At 66.0% G+C, this 17357-nt stretch carries 11 protein-coding genes; 4 read left to right on the forward strand and 7 right to left on the reverse strand.

Annotation, left to right across the window (positions count from 1 at the left end):
- Positions 1-2868 carry an Hsp70 family protein gene (locus tag HWY30_RS06145; RefSeq protein ID WP_090805193.1) on the forward strand — a complete coding sequence of 956 codons (2868 nt, stop codon included), beginning with the start codon at positions 1-3 and terminating at the stop codon, positions 2866-2868.
- Between the two features lie 109 nt (positions 2869-2977).
- Here the strand turns inward: HWY30_RS06145 and HWY30_RS06150 are convergent, their stop codons facing one another.
- From HWY30_RS06150 to argG, 4 genes are all read right to left on the reverse strand, one after another.
- Positions 2978-5101 (reverse strand): D-(-)-3-hydroxybutyrate oligomer hydrolase, encoded by a 2124-nt coding sequence (locus HWY30_RS06150; protein WP_425199359.1) that lies wholly within the window; start codon positions 5099-5101, stop codon positions 2978-2980.
- 534 nt (positions 5102-5635) lie between these two features.
- The gene (locus HWY30_RS06160) at positions 5636-7171 is read right to left on the reverse strand and encodes an MltF family protein (RefSeq protein WP_090805199.1); all 1536 of its coding nucleotides are present in this window, start codon (positions 7169-7171) and stop codon (positions 5636-5638) included.
- Positions 7172-7328: 157 nt separating this feature from the next.
- Positions 7329-8360, reverse strand: a complete 1032-nt coding sequence (locus tag HWY30_RS06165) for a diguanylate cyclase (protein ID WP_244144804.1) — start codon at positions 8358-8360, stop codon at positions 7329-7331.
- A 179-nt stretch (positions 8361-8539) separates the two neighbouring features.
- Positions 8540-9874, reverse strand: a complete 1335-nt coding sequence (gene argG, locus HWY30_RS06170; RefSeq protein ID WP_090805205.1) for an argininosuccinate synthase — start codon at positions 9872-9874, stop codon at positions 8540-8542.
- A gap of 620 nt (positions 9875-10494) precedes the next feature.
- Between argG and HWY30_RS06180 the strand changes: the two genes are divergently transcribed.
- Positions 10495-11424, forward strand: coding sequence for a LysR family transcriptional regulator (locus HWY30_RS06180; RefSeq protein ID WP_090805804.1), 930 nt, complete (start codon positions 10495-10497; stop codon positions 11422-11424).
- A gap of 4 nt (positions 11425-11428) precedes the next feature.
- Here HWY30_RS06180 and phnX read toward each other — a convergent pair whose 3' ends face one another.
- Both phnX and HWY30_RS06190 read right to left on the reverse strand, forming a co-directional pair.
- Positions 11429-12232: a phosphonoacetaldehyde hydrolase gene (phnX, locus tag HWY30_RS06185; protein WP_090805208.1), complete on the reverse strand. Its 804-nt coding sequence runs from the start codon at positions 12230-12232 to the stop codon at positions 11429-11431.
- Positions 12233-12294: 62 nt separating this feature from the next.
- Positions 12295-13545 (reverse strand): 2-aminoethylphosphonate--pyruvate transaminase, encoded by a 1251-nt coding sequence (locus HWY30_RS06190; protein ID WP_090805210.1) that lies wholly within the window; start codon positions 13543-13545, stop codon positions 12295-12297.
- 117 nt (positions 13546-13662) lie between these two features.
- Here HWY30_RS06190 and HWY30_RS06195 point away from each other — a divergent pair, with 117 nt between their 5' ends.
- Complete coding sequence (locus tag HWY30_RS06195) at positions 13663-14562, forward strand: LysR substrate-binding domain-containing protein (protein ID WP_090805213.1); 900 nt, start codon at positions 13663-13665, stop codon at positions 14560-14562.
- 115 nt (positions 14563-14677) lie between these two features.
- Here the strand turns inward: HWY30_RS06195 and HWY30_RS06200 are convergent, their stop codons facing one another.
- On the reverse strand, positions 14678-15424 hold the full coding sequence (locus tag HWY30_RS06200; RefSeq protein ID WP_090805805.1) for a glucose 1-dehydrogenase: 747 nt from the start codon (positions 15422-15424) through the stop codon (positions 14678-14680).
- Between the two features lie 949 nt (positions 15425-16373).
- On the opposite strand from HWY30_RS06200, the gene HWY30_RS06205 reads away from it, so the two are divergent.
- Positions 16374-17261, forward strand: coding sequence for a LysR family transcriptional regulator (locus HWY30_RS06205; protein WP_090805807.1), 888 nt, complete (start codon positions 16374-16376; stop codon positions 17259-17261).
- The last annotated feature ends 96 nt before the right edge of the window (positions 17262-17357 follow it).

The raw sequence follows: 17357 nt of genomic DNA on the forward strand, positions 1-17357 counted from the left end.
ATGAAGCGGTACAGCGTCGGCATCGATCTGGGCACCAGCAACACGGTGCTCGCGTACGCGCAAGCCGGATCGCAGCAGATTCGTGTGTTCGAGATCGAGCAACTCGTGAGCCCCGGCGAAGTCGCCGCGCGGCCGCTGTTGCCGTCGGTGCGCTATCAGGCGGCCGACGGCGAACTGAGCGCGGCCGATCTGCAACTGCCGTGGTCCGCCGCGAGCGCGGCGGCGAGTCGAGGCGGGGACGCCGCGCAGCCGGTCGTGGTCGGCCGGCTCGCGCGGCTGCTCGGCGCGCAGGTGCCGGGGCGGCTCGTCGCGAGCGCGAAAAGCTGGCTGTCGCACGCGTCGGTCGATCGCGTCGCGCCGATCCTGCCGTGGGGCGCGCCCGACGACGTCCGCAAGATTTCGCCGCTCGAGGCGAGCGCGAGCTACCTCGCGCACATGCGCGCCGCATGGAACCAGCACTTTCCGAAGGCGCCGCTCGAACAGCAGGACGTCGTGCTGACGGTGCCCGCATCGTTCGACGAAGGCGCGCGCGCGTTGACCGTCGAAGCGGCGCGGCTCGCGGGGCTGCCGTCGCTGCGGCTGCTCGAAGAGCCGCAGGCCGCGTTCTACGACTGGCTGTTCCGGCATCGCGACACGCTTGCCGACGAGTTGGCGGACACCCGGCTCGTGCTGATCTGCGACGTCGGCGGCGGCACCACCGATCTGACGCTGATCGAAGTCGGCCCGTCCGACGACGGCGAGCCGCGCCTGACGCGCGTCGGTGTCGGCAATCATCTGATGCTCGGCGGCGACAACATGGACCTCGCGCTCGCGCATCTGGTCGAGGCGCGGCTGTTGGGTGGTGCCGGCGGCGGTGCGCAGGCGCCGCAACGGCTATCGGCAGCGAGCCTGTCGCAGCTGGTCGAGCGATGCCGCGTCGCGAAGGAGCAATTGCTCGGCGCGCAGGCGCCCGAGTCGGCGCCGGTCACCTTGCTCGGCGCGGGCTCGAAGCTGATCGGCGGCGCGCGCACGACGCAGGTCACGCGCGACGAGGTCGAGAAGATCATCGTCGATGGTTTCATGCCGCGGGTGGCCGCCGATGAGCGTCCGGGCCGGCCGCGCGGCGCGATCGTCGAATTCGGCCTGCCGTACGCGACCGATGCGGCGCTCACGCGGCATATCGCGGCATTTCTCGAACGTTTCGCCGCGCAGTCGCGCAAGGCCCTGGGGGCGGATTCCAGCACGCCGGACGCATCCGGCACAGCCGCCCTGCCCGTTCCCGACACGCTGCTGCTCAACGGCGGCGTGTTCCGCGCCGACGCGCTGTCGCGGCGTCTGGCCGACACGCTCGGCGGGTGGCGCGGCGCGCCGCTCAACGTGCTACACAACGACAACCCCGACGTCGCGGTCGCGCGCGGCGCGGTCGCCTATACGCTCGCGCGCGCGGGCTTCGCGCCGAAAATCGGCGGCGGTTCGCCGCGCAGCTATTTTCTGGTGCTCGACGAAACGCCGGCCGGCAAAGACGACGCCGAGCCGGACGCGGCGCCGGCGCAACGCGGCATCTGCCTGCTGCCGCGCGGCACCGAAGAAGGTCACGAGATTCTGATCGCGGAGCGCACGTTCGCGCTGCGGCTCGGGCATCCGGTGCGCTTTCACCTGGTGTCGTCGAGCGCGGACACCGCGTATCAGCCCGGCGAACTGGTCGACCTCGCGGGCGGCGACTTCGTGCGTCTGCCGCCGATCGCGACGATCGTCCAGCCACGCGACGGCCATCGCGCTCGCGAAACCGCCGTGCGCATCGCGACGTCGCTGACCGAGGTCGGCACGCTCGACGTCCATTGCATCGAGCTCGACGAGCCGTCGCAACGCTGGCTGCTCGAATTCCAGCTGCGCCACGCCGACGCGCAAGTGGAGCTATCCGCCGAGGGCGCACCGCAACGCCACCCGGCGCTCGATCGCGCGATCGAACTGATCGACCGTTGCTTCGGCGCCCGCGCGCAAAACGTCGACCCGAAGGAGATCAAACGACTGCGCGCGCAGCTTGAACATCTGCTCGGCCCGCGCGACAGCTGGAACAGCGCGTTGCTGCGCGAACTGTTCGGCGCGCTGTGGGAGCGCGCGCGCCGCCGCCGCCGCTCGGCCGATCACGAACGGCTGTGGCTGAATCTGGCCGGCTATTGCGTACGGCCCGGCTTCGGTTATCCGCTCGACGAATGGCGCGTCGAGCAACTGTGGACGCTGTTCGACGATGGCATCCAGTACGTGACCGACAGCCAGGTATGGTCGGAATGGTGGACGCTGTGGCGCCGCGCGGCCGGCGGCCTCGGCGAAGATGCGCAGCTGCGCGTGCTCGACGCGATGGACTATCTGCAGAAGGCCGCGCAATCGCGTCACAAGCTGCCGTTCGATGTCGCGAAGACCGGCTTCGCCGATATGGTGCGCCTGTCCGCATCGCTCGAACGGATTCCGGCCGAACGCAAGATCGAACTCGGCGAGGCGGTGCTCGCGCGCCTGAAAAAACCCGCGGAAAACCATCAAAGCTGGTGGGCGGTCGGACGGATCGGCGCGCGCCAGCCGTTTTACGGCAGCGCGCATAGCGTCGTGCCGCCCGAGGTCGCCGCGCAATGGCTCGATGCGATCCTCGCGCTCGACTGGAAGAAGGTCGACCCCGCCGCGTTCGCGGCCGTCCAGATCGCCCGCATGACCGGCGACCGCTCACGCGATCTGCCCGACGCGCTGCGCGCGAGCGTCGTGCGACGCCTCGAAGCGGCGAGCGCGCCGCGCGCCTGGGTCACGATGGTCAGCGAAGTCGTCGCGCTCGATAACGCCGACGAAGGTCGCGTGTTCGGCGAATCGCTGCCGGTCGGGTTGAAGCTGATCGGCGGCTAAAGCGTGTTGCGCGGCGCGAAGCTCAGCACCGCTCGTGCGGCGTCCAGATGCACCGCAACGCGCACCCAGGCGGATACCTGTGTGCGCGCATTGCTTCAGCACGCGCCGCTCAATTCGGCACGTTCACGGCGCCATTCGTTGCGGAAATCGCATTGACACCCGGGCTCGCCGCGATCGCCGGCAGGTTGGCCGTGGTCAGCGCCGGTGCGGCTCCGGGCACGCCGCCGCGCGGTATCGTGTGGATCACCTGCGACGGCGGCAACGGCGTGCCGTTCTTCAGATGAGCCCACATCAGGTTGAGCGCCTGAAGATTGTAGTAATGCAACGGCACGAAACGCGTATCGAAACCGGCGACGCCGAGGAACGCATCAAAGTGCTGACCGTTCGTGACTTCGTACAGCGCCAGCTTGCTCGCGCTGCCCTCGACCACCTGGTTCAATCCGAGATACGGCCGCGACGCGTGATTGATCGGCACCAGCGCATCCGCGCGTCCTTGCACGATGATGGTCGGCTTGCCATGCAGATTCGCGTTCACGCGAATTGCATCGACGCTGGCATTCAACGAACCGCTTGTCCACCGCGCGCGCAGGCATGCGGCGCCCGCGTAGCTCGCATCGGCGGTCGCGAGCCGATGATCGAACGCGCCGGAGCCGCCCGCGTTGTAGACGAGGTTGATGCCATTGGTCGGCGGCACGCCGTTGCCGTTGCCGAACACCGTCAGCATCGGCGACACCGCCGGCGTCACGCCGGCTGCGCCAGTCGCGCTGGTGGTGCCGAAGCTGAAGTCGCACAGGTTGTCGGCGACACTTGCGCGCGCATACGCATTCGCATAGGTCACGGCAACGGCCGGCACCGCCTGCGAGTCCCACATCGGCGCTTGCAGCAGGTCCGAGTCGGTCTGATAGCCGTTCTGATGCAGCAGCGCGAGCGCGTTGGTGGCCTGCGTCACCGTATCCGTTCCCGCGATCACGCCGGCCGCCGCGAGCGACGCGCAACGCGCGGTGCGCAGCGCGGTGGTGGTCGCGCTCGGCAGCGCGCTCAGATACGGCGCGCCGGTCGCGGCGGGCGCGAGCGCGGCGCACGGCTGCAGCAGGTTCGCGAGCGTCATGTAATCGGCGAGCGGTTTGCCGAACGCGCCGACCGGCACGCCGCCCTGCGCGACCGATACCTGCGGCGCAAGCCGCAGATTGATCTGCGGCTCGCCGACCACCACTGCCGTGATGAGGCCCGACGTGTCCTGCTCGGCCGCCGCGAGCGACGCGCCGCCGCCGTTGCTGACCGACGCGGCGATCGTCGTGATGCTGCCGCTCGCATAGCGCACCGTGCGCGTCGAGCCATTCAACGCGCCGTACGAATCGTTGAGCGCCCAATACGCAAACTGGATCGCCTCCAACGTGTTCTTGCCCCAGTCCTGCTCGGGGTTCTGTTGCGAGTGCGCATGCTTGAACGCATAGCGGTTCGGGAATTGCGCGTTGAACGCCGCCAGCGTGCTGCTGCCGAGCTTCGCGGTGAAGAGGCTCGCCGTGCCCGCGGCGGTCGCATCCTGCAACGTGCCGTCGATCAGCGTCACGCGATTCGTCGACAGCTCGTGCGCGCCGTTGCCGCCGCCCTTGTCGGTGTAGGCCACCGCGCAGCCGCGCTTCAGGCCCCACTCGCCGGCCGCCGAAATCGCGCCGTACACGCCGCGCGAACCGGACGACGTCGCGGTGACGATGCACGGTTGGTCCGGATTGAAGCTCGTGGGAATCTGCACGAGCAGGCTAACGTTCTGCGCGCCGCTGCCGTCATCGGCATAGGCGAGGTATTCCTTGCCCGCGATCTTGCCTTCGCCGAGCGTGTCGTTGCCGTTCAGGTCGACGTTGGGGCCCCAGAAGCGTCCATAGCCGCCGTTCGCCGTCATGTCGACGAGCGCCCGATAGTTCGACCAGATCGCGAGACGCCGCAATTCGGCGGCCGTAGGTTGCGCCGCATTCGCGATGGCCGGCGCCGTCGCCGATGCGAGGCCGGTCTTGCCGAGGCCCGCGGTCAGCAGATCGTCGCTGTTGCCGTCATAAGATTTCGTCGTCACCGCGCTTTTGATGAAGCCAGGCAGCACGTTGCTCGGCGGCGGTTGCAGCCCCTCGTTGCCGCTGCCACAGCCCGCCAGCACGATTGCGGACGCCATCACGGTCGCCGCGGTACCGAGCCTCCAAGGGTTGCGCATGGCCGCCGGGATTTTTTTCGGTGTTGTCATCTGTTCTGTCTCCGTCATTTATACGACGTTGTATTGGCAGCAGTACCCAACTTGTTGCCGACCCCGCTCCATCTGGTTCGCCAGAACGAGATGCTTCGGATACCGATGCATCGCTAGCGTGCATTGACCTCTCTGTGGAGTCAATACACGGTCATACCCTTACACAACGAGCATCAGGATTCGGGCGAAACAGCCGGCCGGCTAGTCGGAATCGGCCATGCGGGTGAACCCGTCGTCGCTCCAGTCTTCGGAGCCGACACCGTGGCGAACGAAGAAAACTCCGTGCGCTCTTCGGGCGTTGACAACCCTGAGCGCACCGTCCGCCGTAACGACCTCCGCTTCGAGCAATGAAGCAGATGCAATGCCGAATTGTTTGGAGTGCGTTCCAAAACCTCCGCCTTGAATCAGTCCCGCGACTCCCACTGTTCCACAACCGCCCGACGGCGTTTATTCGCGCGCGCGCCTCGACAATCGCGCAGCGGCGTGGCTGCGGCACGTCGCTGCGGTGACAGCGCTTTCAGATGCCCGCTTCCCTCACGCTCCGCCCTGCTTGCGCATCTGCCCGATAGCGCGAGCGCGTGCAGCCTCGGCCTCCCGGACGAGCCGGTACGCAACGTAATATTTAAAGACATTGCGCACGTACGTCGTTGGTTCGATGCCGATTTTCTCGGCGACTACGATTTCGACATTGTTGAACCACTTGTTAGGATCGAGACCGCGCGCCGCCGCTTCCTTGCGCATTCTGGCGATCTTTGCGGGTCCTGCGTTGTAGCTTGCGAATGCGAACAGCGAGCGGTCCCGTTCCGAGAAGTGAGCATCGGGAAAGTAACGGGCCATCAGCACATCGAGATATTTCGCTCCCGCATGTATGTTGGACTCCGCCACCCTGATGTCGCCAACCGCAAGTTCCTTCCCCGTGGCTGGCATCAACTGCATGATCCCGATTGCGCCAACGTGACTGCGGGCGCTCTGGTTCAGCTGGGATTCCTGATAGCCTTGAGCCGCAAGCAAAAGCGGATCGAAGCGGTACTGCGCACCGTATTTTTCGAAAAGACCGACCGTCTGCCCGAACCGCTTCAGCTCCGCTGACTCCGTATTGTTGGAGATCTGCTTGATGCGCTTCATTTCCTGCTGCAGACGGACTTCCGCGACACTCTGCTTCTTCACGTAATTCAGGTAGAAGTCGTTGATCGCGTCCCGCAGTTTGGGGCTCTTGAAGCGCACCGCCCAGCCGATGTAGCCTGCGTCGCGCACCGAAATATCGTTATGCACGACGATTCCAGCCAGTACCGGCGCCCATACCTTTGCCTTCCAGTCGTCCACGACGAGGATCTGGAGCAGCCCGACATTGAGCATCTCCATTGCGTCCTCGTCCTCGAGCGCGTCGGGCAGCGGCACGAGTTTCACCGGAGCTTTGCCTTCCTTGCCAAAACGCGCGTTCAACGCGTTCAGGCTCTCGTAATAGCTGCTGCTGGGCCGCACATGGACCGTCTTGCCGCTGAGATCGTCGAGCTTCGCGAGGGCCGGCGACTTCGGCCCGGTCACGACCACTTCGCGTACTGCTGTCCGGTCACGCGGCGCCACGAAGTCGACCTGCTTCAGGCGGACCTCCGTGACCGTCAGATTGCCCGCGGCGATGTCGCCCCGGCCCGCTATCAGCCCCGGGAGCAACTGGTCGCGAGTCGTCGGAATGATGACCAGGGTGAGCGGACGCTTGCCGAGCGTCGCCCGGTACTTCTTGTTCACATAGCGCTCAAAGTCCCGCATGAGACCGGCGGTCAGCCCACGTTCGTGACCTTGCTCATTCAGATAGAGCGTTCGACTGTAGGGAACCAGCACGCGGATCAGACGCCGGTCGAGCATGGCGTCGAAATCGCCCGTGAACGGTTGATTGCCGAGATCGATCCGGCGCGCCGCGGGAGCCGACGCCGCGGCGGTTGGGGATGCCGGGAGGGCCGACGAGGCGGCCGGCTGCGCGGCGGCACTTTGGGCGGCGACGCACGCCGCGGGGCCGACGATCATGCCTGAGCAGAACGCCGCGATGTACAGCAACGTTTGAATGATGCGCATCGTAAAACACCCTGCTGCCGCACCCGGCGACTGCGTCGACGTTCACTACGCGCATCCATATTGCCACGCTGGCAACGGGTGAAAATGGGACGATGGTCCTATAAGCAATGCGCCATGACTGAAGATAGAGCCGTACCGACGCAATCGCCAACGCCCGCTACGCCATCGTCACGCGATTTCGTCCTTGATGCTTCGAGCGATACAACGCACGGTCAGCGCTCGCGAAACCGTCGCGATGCGCGGGGCGCGACAGGTCGCAGATACGCGTGAGCGACGCGCCAATGCTGACCGTCACCACCCCAAGCGGCGACGCGCGATGCTCGATCGCGAGGTCCGCCACGCGCTGGCGCAGCGTTTCGAGCGTGTCTTCGAGCATCGATGGTTGCGCTTCGAGCACCAGCATTCCGAACTCCTCGCCGCCCATGCGCCCGACCACGATGCGCTCGCTGTCGGCGGCGGCCTGCATCACGGAGGCGACCAGACTCAGACAGTGATCGCCGGCCTGATGACCGTAGGTGTCGTTGTACTGCTTGAACCAGTCGACGTCGACGACCACCGAGCCCATCACGTCGCCGTCGCGCGCCTCCTTCCAGCGGCGCGCGATGGTTTCGAGCAGAAAGCGCCGGTTGTACAACTGGGTGAGCGGATCGATCGCGGTGGCCGTGCGCATCTTCAGATCGTTTTCGATCATCGCGCGCAGGTGGTAAAACACGCCGCGCCGGCCCGCGTCGAGCCGGCCCGGCGCCGGGTCCATCGCGCACAGCGCGCCGACGATCTCGCCGTTCGGCGCGCGCAATGCGATCGCCGCGTAAAAGCGCACGAACGGATGACGCTTGACGAGCATGCATTCGCCGAAGCGGCTGTCGTTGTGCGCATCCTCGATCACGAACAGGTCGGCATCGCGCACCGCGTAGTCGGCGAGCGAGCGCGCACGCGTGACGAGCGGCATCGCCATGCCGACCTCGGCGCGATAGTGCTGATGCTCCTCGTCGAGCAGCACGATCGCGGTAATTGCCGCGCCGGTCACGCTCTTCAGAATCTCCGCCGCATGCGTGAAGCACTCGCGCATCACCTGGTCGTCGTGCAACAGCCACTCGATGACCGAAGACTCGACCTCGGGTTCGCTGGCGGCGGTCGAGTCGACTGGCATCCGGCTGGCGAGACGGTCGTTACTGTAAGCGAGTTGCACGGAAGGGTTCCAGAATGGGCTTAGCTTATGTCAACGGCATAGGCACGCGAAACTTGAGCACAGAATGTGGGATCGCGCCCAGGCGCCGGAGCGCATCCGGGAGCCCCAAAGAAAATGGGCCGGCTCTCGCGAGCCGGCCCATCGATCGATGCGACGTTCAGGTAATCAGACGCGCCGCTTTACTCCTTGTCGCCCTTCACCTGCGGCAGCGCCGACGTCTCGTTCGACGACAGCAGGCCCACCTGCGAGTAGATGCGCAGCTTGTCGCGCGTGTCGGTGATGTCGAGGTTGCGCATCGTCAGCTGGCCGATGCGGTCGCGCGGCGAGAACGTCGATGCGACCTTTTCCATCGACAGACGCTCGGGCTGATACGTGAGGTTCGGCGACTTCGTGCTGAGGATCGAGTAGTCGTTGCCGCGGCGCAGCTCGACGCTCACTTCGCCGGTGATCGCGCGCGCGACCCAGCGCTGCGCGGTTTCGCGCAGCATGATCGCCTGCGGATCGAACCAGCGGCCCTGGTACAGCAGACGGCCGAGGCGGCGGCCGTTCTCGCGGAACTGCTCGATCGTGTCTTCGTTGTGGATGCCGGTGACCAGACGCTCGTATGCGATGTTGAGCAGCGCGAGGCCCGGGGCTTCATAGATGCCGCGGCTCTTCGCCTCGATGATGCGGTTCTCGATCTGATCGCTCATGCCGAGACCGTGACGGCCGCCGATCCGGTTCGCTTCGAGCAGCAGCTCGACCGCGTTCGGGAACGTCTGGCCGTTCAGCGCGACCGGCTGGCCTTCCTCGAAGCGGACCGTCACTTCTTCTTTCGCGATCTGCACGTCGTCGCGCCAGAACGCGACGCCCATGATCGGGTTCACGATCTTGATGCCGGACTCGAGGCTTTCGAGGTCCTTCGCTTCGTGCGTCGCGCCGAGCAGGTTCGAGTCGGTCGAATACGCCTTTTCGGCCGACATCTTGTAGTCGAAGCCCGACTGGCGCATGAATTCCGACATTTCAGAACGACCGCCCAGTTCGTCGATGAACAGCTGGTCGAGCCACGGCTTGTAGATCTTCAGGTCCGGGTTCACGAGCAGACCGTAGCGGTAGAAACGCTCGATGTCGTTACCCTTGTACGTGCTGCCGTCGCCCCAGATGTTGACGCCGTCGTCCTTCATCGCGGCGACCAGCATCGTGCCGGTCACGGCGCGGCCGATCGGCGTCGTGTTGAAGTAGGTGACGCCCGCCGTCGAGATATGAAACGCGCCGCACTGCAGCGCCGCGATACCTTCCGCGACCAGCTGCGCGCGGCAGTCGATCAGGCGCGCGCCTTCGGCGCCATATTGCGTGGCGCGACGCGGGATCGAATCGTAATCGTCTTCGTCGGGCTGACCGAGGTTGGCCGTGTAGGCATACGGCACGGCGCCCTTCTTGCGCATCCAGTGCAGCGCGGCGCTAGTGTCGAGGCCGCCGGAAAACGCGATACCGACCTTCTGGCCGATCGGAAGACTTTCAAGGATTGTACTCATAAGCAGTAGCGTTAAACTCGACGTACGGGGAGATTTTGGGGGTAACAGCTGAGTATCGGGCAAGCATGGCGATCAGGCAAGTTCCGCGGGAGTATACCGTGAACCGCCGTCCGGCCTTGGATTTTGCCGGTCGGCGCGGCCTCGCGCCGCAATCTCGCCGCGCCGAATTTTCGGATTAATTCACGCTGTATTTGCCGTAACGGGGGCGGATTTATTATCGTCTAAGCGTAGCATCGCGGGTTGCGTCAACGCACCGGCCGTTCACCCCTTTCATCCCGTTCATTCCCCTTGCCCGCCGCCCATGACCACGACCGCCCCGCGCCCCACGACGAACGCCTCGCTGGTCACCCACGTGCGGCTCGCCGACGGCAAGCGCGCCGAGGTGTCGATCGTCGCGTTTCCGCAATCGGGGCTGCTCGATCGCGTCGCCGCGCACGGCATGCAGGGACAAGTGGTGGTCAGTCACGCGTTCTGTCTCGGCGCGCTGCCCGAGCGCGAACGCGATGCGCTACGGCCTGCGCCGCGACGACGATCTCGCGCTCGCGTTCGATTGCGTCAGCGGCACCGCCGCGCGCATGCGCCACGCCGTCCGCTACAACAAAGACGTTTTTTGGACTCGAATGATCAATCTTTTTCAGGCCATGCAGGCCTTTGTCAAGGTGGCCGATGTCGGCAGCTTCGCGCAGGCCGCCGGGCAACTGAACGTGTCGACGTCGGTCGTCACGCGTCATGTGTCGAGCCTCGAACAGCATCTCGGCATTCGCCTGTTTCAGCGCACCACGCGCAAGGTCGTGCTGACCGAGGCCGGCGCGCAATACGCGGACGGTTGCCGCGTGCTGCTCGCCGAACTGGAGGAAGTGGAGTCGCGCGCGACCACGGCCTCGCGCGACGTGGCGGGCGACCTGCGCATCGTCGCGCTCGGCAGTTTTTCGCTGTTTCGGCTAACGCCGCTGTTCGCCGAATATCAGGCGCGTTTTCCGCAAGTCAACCTGCGCGTCACGCTGACGGAAAAACGGGTCGATCTGCTCGAAGGCGGCTTCGATGTCGGCATCGTGACCGAGCATATGATCCGCTCGGAGTCGCTGGTGGCGCGGCGTCTGATCAACTCGCACGCGGTGCCGGTGGCAGCGGGTGCGTATCTCGCGCAGGCCGGTCATCCGCAAACGCCGGCCGAACTGGACGGGCATCGGCTGATTGCCGCGCCGTTCGACACGACCGGCCCGATGTGGATCTTCCGCAAGGGTGACGGCGATGCCGAAAGCGCGAGCGAGGACGGCGACGACAGCGGCGAGAGCATCGCCATCGATGCATCGTTCACGGTCAACAGCATGATCATGCAGAAGCAGGCCGCGCTGGGCGCGATGGGCATCGCGCTGCTGCCGCTCGAAATGGTCGAGGACGAGTTGCGCGCCGGCACGCTGGTGCGCGTGCTCGACGGCTATGCGGTGCTCAATGGCGACGTGGCCGTGTCGCTGGTGTATCCGAGCCGCGAGTTCGTGCCGCGCAAGGTGCGCGAGTTCATCGATCTCGCGGTCGGTTTCTTCAAGTGACGCTTCAAGGCCGCTCGCCGCGCGCGAGCCGTGCGTCGATGTCGTACACGACCGGCATCAGATCCGCGACGCTATCGATCACGTAATGCGCGCCCGCCGCCTTCAGCCTGGCCATCGCGGCGTTGCGGCGCGCGGCGAATTCGTCGGCCGGCAACGCCTTCACCTCCGCCTCGCTCATGCCGAACGCGTTGCCGCTCACCGCGACACCGACCGCCCACGTGCCGGCGTTGATGCCTTCCTCGATGCCGACCTCGGTGTCGTCGACCTTGATCGCCTCTTTCGCGCGCCACACGCCGAGCAGCGGCAGCGTCCGGTAGATCATGTACGGTGACGGCCGCCCTTCCGGCGTATCGCCGGTGCACACGATGCTGTCCGGCGCAAAGCCCTGCGCGGCCGCGCCCGGTACGATTTCGTCGATGATCTCGCGGGTATAGCCGGTCGTCGTGCCGATGCGGATATCGTTCTGACGCAATGCGCTCGCGACTTCGGCGACGCCCGGGATCACCGCGCTGTAGCTCGCCGCGACCGCGATGTTCTTCGGCACGAACACCTCGTACACGGCGTCGATATCGGCGTCGGTCGGCGTATGGCCGTGGCGCTCGGCCCAAGCCTGCGCCACGCGCGGCAGCGCCATCAGCGCCGCGATATGCGGCCGCTTGGCCATGCCCATCGGGCCGCGCGCTTCGTCGATCGTGATCGGCACGCCGAACTGCTCGAAGGTCTCGACGAAGGCCCCCATCGGCGCGCGTGAACCGTAGTCGACCACCGTGCCGGCCCAATCGAAAATCACTGCCTTCACGTGTTTCATCTGCTTGAATCCCCAGGAATCCGAATGTATTGGGTTTGCCGTCGCGGGTTTGCTGTCGCGGCTCAGGCCGCCTGCGCGAGCGCCTTGCGTTCGTCGAGCGCGGCGGGCGGCGGCCCCGCGTGCGTGACGCCCATCGTGCGCAGCGCTTGCGCGCAGGCATCGACCACGCGTCGCATCACCTGCTCGTCGACCTGACCGATGCAGCCGATGCGGAAACTGTCGACCACCGTCAGCTTGCCCGGATAGATGATGAAGCCCTGCTCCTTCATCAGTTCATAGAAGCGCGCGAACTCGAACGACGGATGCGCCGGCGAAAAAAACGTCACGATGATCGGCGAGCGCCAGCGCCCGTTGAGCAGCGGCTCGAAGCCAAGCTCGTGCATGCCGGCCACCAGCACGTCGCGATTGTTGGCGTAGCGCGCGAGCCGCGCGGGCTGCCCGCCTTCGAGCTGGTAGAGACGCAGCGCCTCGAGGAACGCGGCCACCGTATGCGTGGGCGGCGTGAAGCGCCACTGGCCCGTGCGATTCATCACGTCCCATTGATCGTAGAGATCGAGCGCGAGCGAATGGCTGCGGCCTTTCGCCTCGCGCAGGGCGCTCTTGCGCGCGATCACGAAGCCGAAACCCGGCACGCCCTCGATGCACTTGTTCGCCGACGACACGAACGCCTCGCACGCGATCTGCCGCACGTCGAGCGGCACCGCGCCGAAGGCGCTCATCGAATCGATCAGCAGTTTGCGGCCCTGCCCGGCGACCGCGGCTGCAATCTCATCGAGCGGATTGAGGATGCCCGAGCTCGTTTCGCAATGGATCGCGACCACGTGCGTGATCGATGGATCGGCGGCAAGCATGCGCTCGACTTCGAGGCCGCGCGGCGGCAGGTAGTCGCCCTTGTCGAGCAGTGTGCAGGCGCGGCCGAGATAGCCAAGCGTGATCGCCGCGCGCTTGCCGTACGCGCCGTTCGCGAGCACGAGCGCGTGGCCGTCGCGCGGAACCAGGCTGCCGAGCATCGCTTCGACGCAGTAGCTGCCGCTGCCCTGCAGCGGCACGCAGTCGTAGTCGCCCGCGGTGTCGCCGGCGATCGCCAGCAGGCTCGCGCGCAACTCGGCGGTCATCGCGCGGAAGTCGCCGTCCCACGAGCCCCAGTCGCGCAGCATCGCCTGTTTCGTCGATAGTGCCGTGGTCAGCGGGCCCGGCGTCAGCAGATAAGGCTCGCCGCCAGCCGGCGCGGCGCAGGGTGTGGTGCAACGGGTCGATGTTGCCGCGGCTGCCACGGCCAATGTCGCCGCCGAACCGCCGATTGCGCTTTCCATGACGCCACTCCGATATCGCTATGTCGATAGCTCACACGATACAGAAGCGTTGTCCATCGGTAAAATCGATATAATCGATGACGGTATCGCAAAAACTTATTTGCTGGCGAGGCACACGTGCAATACGCGCAATTGCGGGCGTTCCATGCGGTCGCGGAACATGGCGGCTTTTCGAAAGCGGCGCAGGCGTTGTCGCTGACGCAGCCGGCGGTGTCGGATCACGTGCGGCGGCTCGAACAGGATTACGGCGTCAAGCTGTTCAAGCGCGGGCCGCGCGGCGTGGAGACGACCAAACTCGGGCTGCGCCTGTTCAGCGTGACACGGCATATGCTCAGTTGCGAGCGGGACGCGCGCCAACTGCTCGAATCAGCGGGCGGGCTGGAGTCGGGTTCGCTATCGCTCGCGGCCGATGCGCCCGATCTCGCCGTCGCGCTGATCGGCGCGTTTCGCCAGCGGCACCCGGGCATCGTCGTCACGCTGTCGATCGCCAATGCGGCAGAATGCATGCAGCGCGTGCTGTCGAGCGCGGTCGACGCGGCGATCACGGCCGCGCCGCAGGTGCATAGTCGCTTGCAGTCGCGCGTGTTGCGGCGCGATCCGCTGGTCGCGATGGTGCCGGCGAGCTACCCGGCCGCGAAGAAGCGCCGGCTGAGTTACGCGGAGCTCGTCGAACAGCCGATGATCTTCCGCGAGCCGCAATCGGTCACCCAACAACTGCTCGAAATCGAGCTCGTGCGCGAGTCGTTGCAAGTCGAGCCGGTCATGTACGTGGATGGCCGCGAGGCGCTGGAGGAAGCGGTCGCGCAGGGAATCGGCGTCGGCGTCATTGCGCGCGCAGAGTTCAACGAGTCGCGGCGGATCCGGATGGTGCCGCTGCTCGATTGCCGCGTGCAGATGATCGAATCGCTGACGCGGCTCGCCGAGCGGCCGGGTTCGAATCTGCTCGACGCGTTTTTTGCGGTGGAGTTGCCGGGAGCCGAAACAGAGGTCTTGGGGGGCGATGTTCAACGCGCGTAGCTCGCGCGCCTTCGCCGCGAGGAGCGGCGTGGCCTTCATGCTGCCGGCCCCGCCGCCCGCGATCGCGCTCGAATTGTTGCGCGGGTTGCCACCAGCGTTGGCAACCCCTCCAGACTTAACGCGAGCCGCCGCTCGCGATCAGGCTCTCGCCCGTCAACCAGCGCGCGTCATCCGACGCGAGGAACGCGACGACATCCGCGATATCGTCGGGTTGGCCGATACGGCCGAGCGGCGTCGTGCTGATCGCCCACGTTTCGAAGTCCGAGCCGATCACGCCGGCGCTGTGGGTGCCCTCGGTCTCGACCATGCCCGGATTCACCGAATTCACGCGGATCTTGCGCGCTCCGAGTTCCTTCGCGAGCACGCCGGTGATCGCATCGACCGCGCCCTTGGTCGCCGTGTAGACCGCGGTGGTCGCCGGCGTGATGCGGGTCACGACCGAGCTCACGTTGACGATGCTGCCGCCTTCGCCCAGATGCCTGGCCGCCGCCTGCGACACGAGCAGCAGCCCGAGCACGTTGACATCGAAGTGCTTATGGAAGTGCGCTTCGGTGATCTCTTCGAGCGCCGCGAATTCATAGACACCCAAGTTGTTGACGAGAACGTCGAGCCGCCCGTACGTTTCGATCGCCGTATCGATAATGCCGTTCGCGTCCGCGGCCTTCGACACGTCACCGCCAACCGCGATCGCCTTGCCGCCCGCTGCCGTGATATCGGCGACCACCTTGTCGGCGCCCGCGCGGCTCGACGCATAGTTCACCACGACCGACGCGCCTTGCGCCGCCAATGCCTTCGCAATCGCCGCTCCGATGCCTTTCGATGCACCCGTTACAACCGCTACCTTGCCTGTGAGCTTGCTCATCATCGTGTCCTTTCAATGGTTCGCGCCGGCATGCCTCGCGAGAAGCCGCGGGGTCCACGCCAATAAAAGCCGGAAATGCAGTGGCGCTGTCACTGGTCGTTAATTTAGGCATGGCGCGAGGCCGGATAAAGCGGCTCGAGACGAATTGATACGCCGCTTCCGACGAACAATCGATTCGCATCAGACCTCGATGGCCACGTTTACGCGTGGCTTACGACGATTGATGCTGTTTGGCTTGCGCCGCGGCGTCGGCGTCGGCGTCGGCGTCGGCGTCGGCGTCGGCGTCGGCGTCGCGCAAGCGCGCGCTGACCGACTGCAAGAGCGGCACGCGGCAGCAGAGACGTGCAACCGCTCAAGACTCCTACGGGCAGACGCCGCGATCAGGCGCTACACACTCAAAGCGCTTTTATTCATCGCACTTTTGTTCGCTGCTGAGCAGCAGCGCGATGTGCGCGGCCACGCTCGCGAGCACCGCGAGCGCGCCGAGCGTATCGAGAATAACGGGCCACACGATCTCCCTCCTCCTCCGCGATCCGCTGCTCCCAACGTCTTTTAAACGGATGCGCGCGCCATCGATTGAACGCCGGGGCCGAGCAGACAGATAAAGAACCGCGCACGCGCTGACCGAACTACCGCAACCAGCGTGCCGAGTACGATGCCCGCCAGCATCGGCCATAAGCGTCCGACGAACGCGCGCACGCCCGATCCCGCAAACAGCTGCCACCCGTTGGTGTCGAACGACGGCAACAGCATGCGCGAGCTGAATGCGCTGCCGCGCGCGGAAAACGCGCTCGTGCGTCATCTGGCCGGTATTGAGCGGCGCTGTTGCTATCATTCGTTGCCCTCGCGCAGCGCCGCGGCGGCAGCACCGTACCGCAACCGGCAGCGCCCAAGGCGCAGCAGACCAACGCAACACCAATCGCCGACGCATCACATCTCAGAGGCATGCATGGAATTTCGCCAACTTCGCTACTTCATCGCGGTCGCCGAGGAGATGAACATCACGCGGGCGGCCAATCGTCTGCATATGACACAGCCGCCGCTGTCGCGGCAGATCCAGCAGATCGAGGAAAGTGTCGGCCTGCCGCTGTTCGAGCGCGGCTCGCGGCCGTTGCGGCTCACCGAAGCCGGCCGCATTTTCTACACGCAGGCGAAACGTCTGATCGATGAAGCCGACGAGCTCGCGCCGCTCACGCGCCGGCTCGCGCAGCTCGCGGAACGCATCGTGATCGGTTTCGTACCGTCGACGCTGTATGGCGCGCTGCCCGCGGTGATCCGCTCGTTTCGCGAGGCCGCGCCGCACATCGAGCTGTCGCTGATCGAGATGTTCACGATCGAGCAGTTGGCCGCGCTCAAAGGTGGCCGCATCGACGTCGGCTTCGGCCGGCTGCGCTTCGACGATGCGCAACTCGCGCGCGAAGTGCTGGTCGAGGAACGGATGATCGCCGCGTTGCCGCAGGACCATCCACTCGCGCGGCAAAAGAAGCCGCTGACGCTTGCCGCGCTCGCCGAGGAAACCCTGATCGTCTATCCGAGCACGCCGCGGCCGAGCTATGCTGACCAGCAGATCTCGGCAATGCACGATCAGGCGCTGGAGCCGAAAGCGATCCATGAAGTGCGGGAGTTGCAGACCGCGCTAGGGCTGGTCGCCGCGCAGGTCGGCGTGTGTCTCGTGCCGGAGAGCGTCGAGGGCTTGCGCGCGCATGGCGTCGCGTACCGGCCGATTCCGTCGGCAAGCGCCGCGTCGCCGATCATCATGAGCCGGCGCCTGCAGGACGAATCGCCGGCGACGCTGCTGATGTGCTCGCTCGCGCGGCAGTTGTTCAAGCGCGTTTGAGCGCCGCGTGCGTGAGCACGGCGACGCGGCGCCGCGGCGCCGCGCGCCCGGTCAATAGAGCGAACCGTCGACGGCAAAGCCGCCCCGCACAGGCGA

The organism is Paraburkholderia tuberum STM678 (assembly GCF_902833905.1).
Classification (GTDB): domain Bacteria; phylum Pseudomonadota; class Gammaproteobacteria; order Burkholderiales; family Burkholderiaceae; genus Paraburkholderia; species Paraburkholderia tuberum.

Excerpts from the sequence above, each read along its gene's own strand:
- HWY30_RS06145 (WP_090805193.1), top strand. The coding sequence starts at position 1 with ATGAAGCGGTACAGCGTCGGCATCGATCTGGGCACCAGCAACACGGTG.
- HWY30_RS06150 (WP_425199359.1), bottom strand. The coding sequence starts at position 5,101 with ATGACAACACCGAAAAAAATCCCGGCGGCCATGCGCAACCCTTGGAGG.
- HWY30_RS06160 (WP_090805199.1), bottom strand. The coding sequence starts at position 7,171 with ATGCGCATCATTCAAACGTTGCTGTACATCGCGGCGTTCTGCTCAGGC.
- argG (WP_090805205.1), bottom strand. The coding sequence starts at position 9,874 with ATGAGTACAATCCTTGAAAGTCTTCCGATCGGCCAGAAGGTCGGTATC.
- HWY30_RS06180 (WP_090805804.1), top strand. The coding sequence starts at position 10,495 with ATGATCAATCTTTTTCAGGCCATGCAGGCCTTTGTCAAGGTGGCCGAT.
- phnX (WP_090805208.1), bottom strand. The coding sequence starts at position 12,232 with ATGAAACACGTGAAGGCAGTGATTTTCGATTGGGCCGGCACGGTGGTC.
- HWY30_RS06190 (WP_090805210.1), bottom strand. The coding sequence starts at position 13,545 with ATGGAAAGCGCAATCGGCGGTTCGGCGGCGACATTGGCCGTGGCAGCC.
- HWY30_RS06200 (WP_090805805.1), bottom strand. The coding sequence starts at position 15,424 with ATGAGCAAGCTCACAGGCAAGGTAGCGGTTGTAACGGGTGCATCGAAA.
- HWY30_RS06205 (WP_090805807.1), top strand. The coding sequence starts at position 16,374 with ATGGAATTTCGCCAACTTCGCTACTTCATCGCGGTCGCCGAGGAGATG.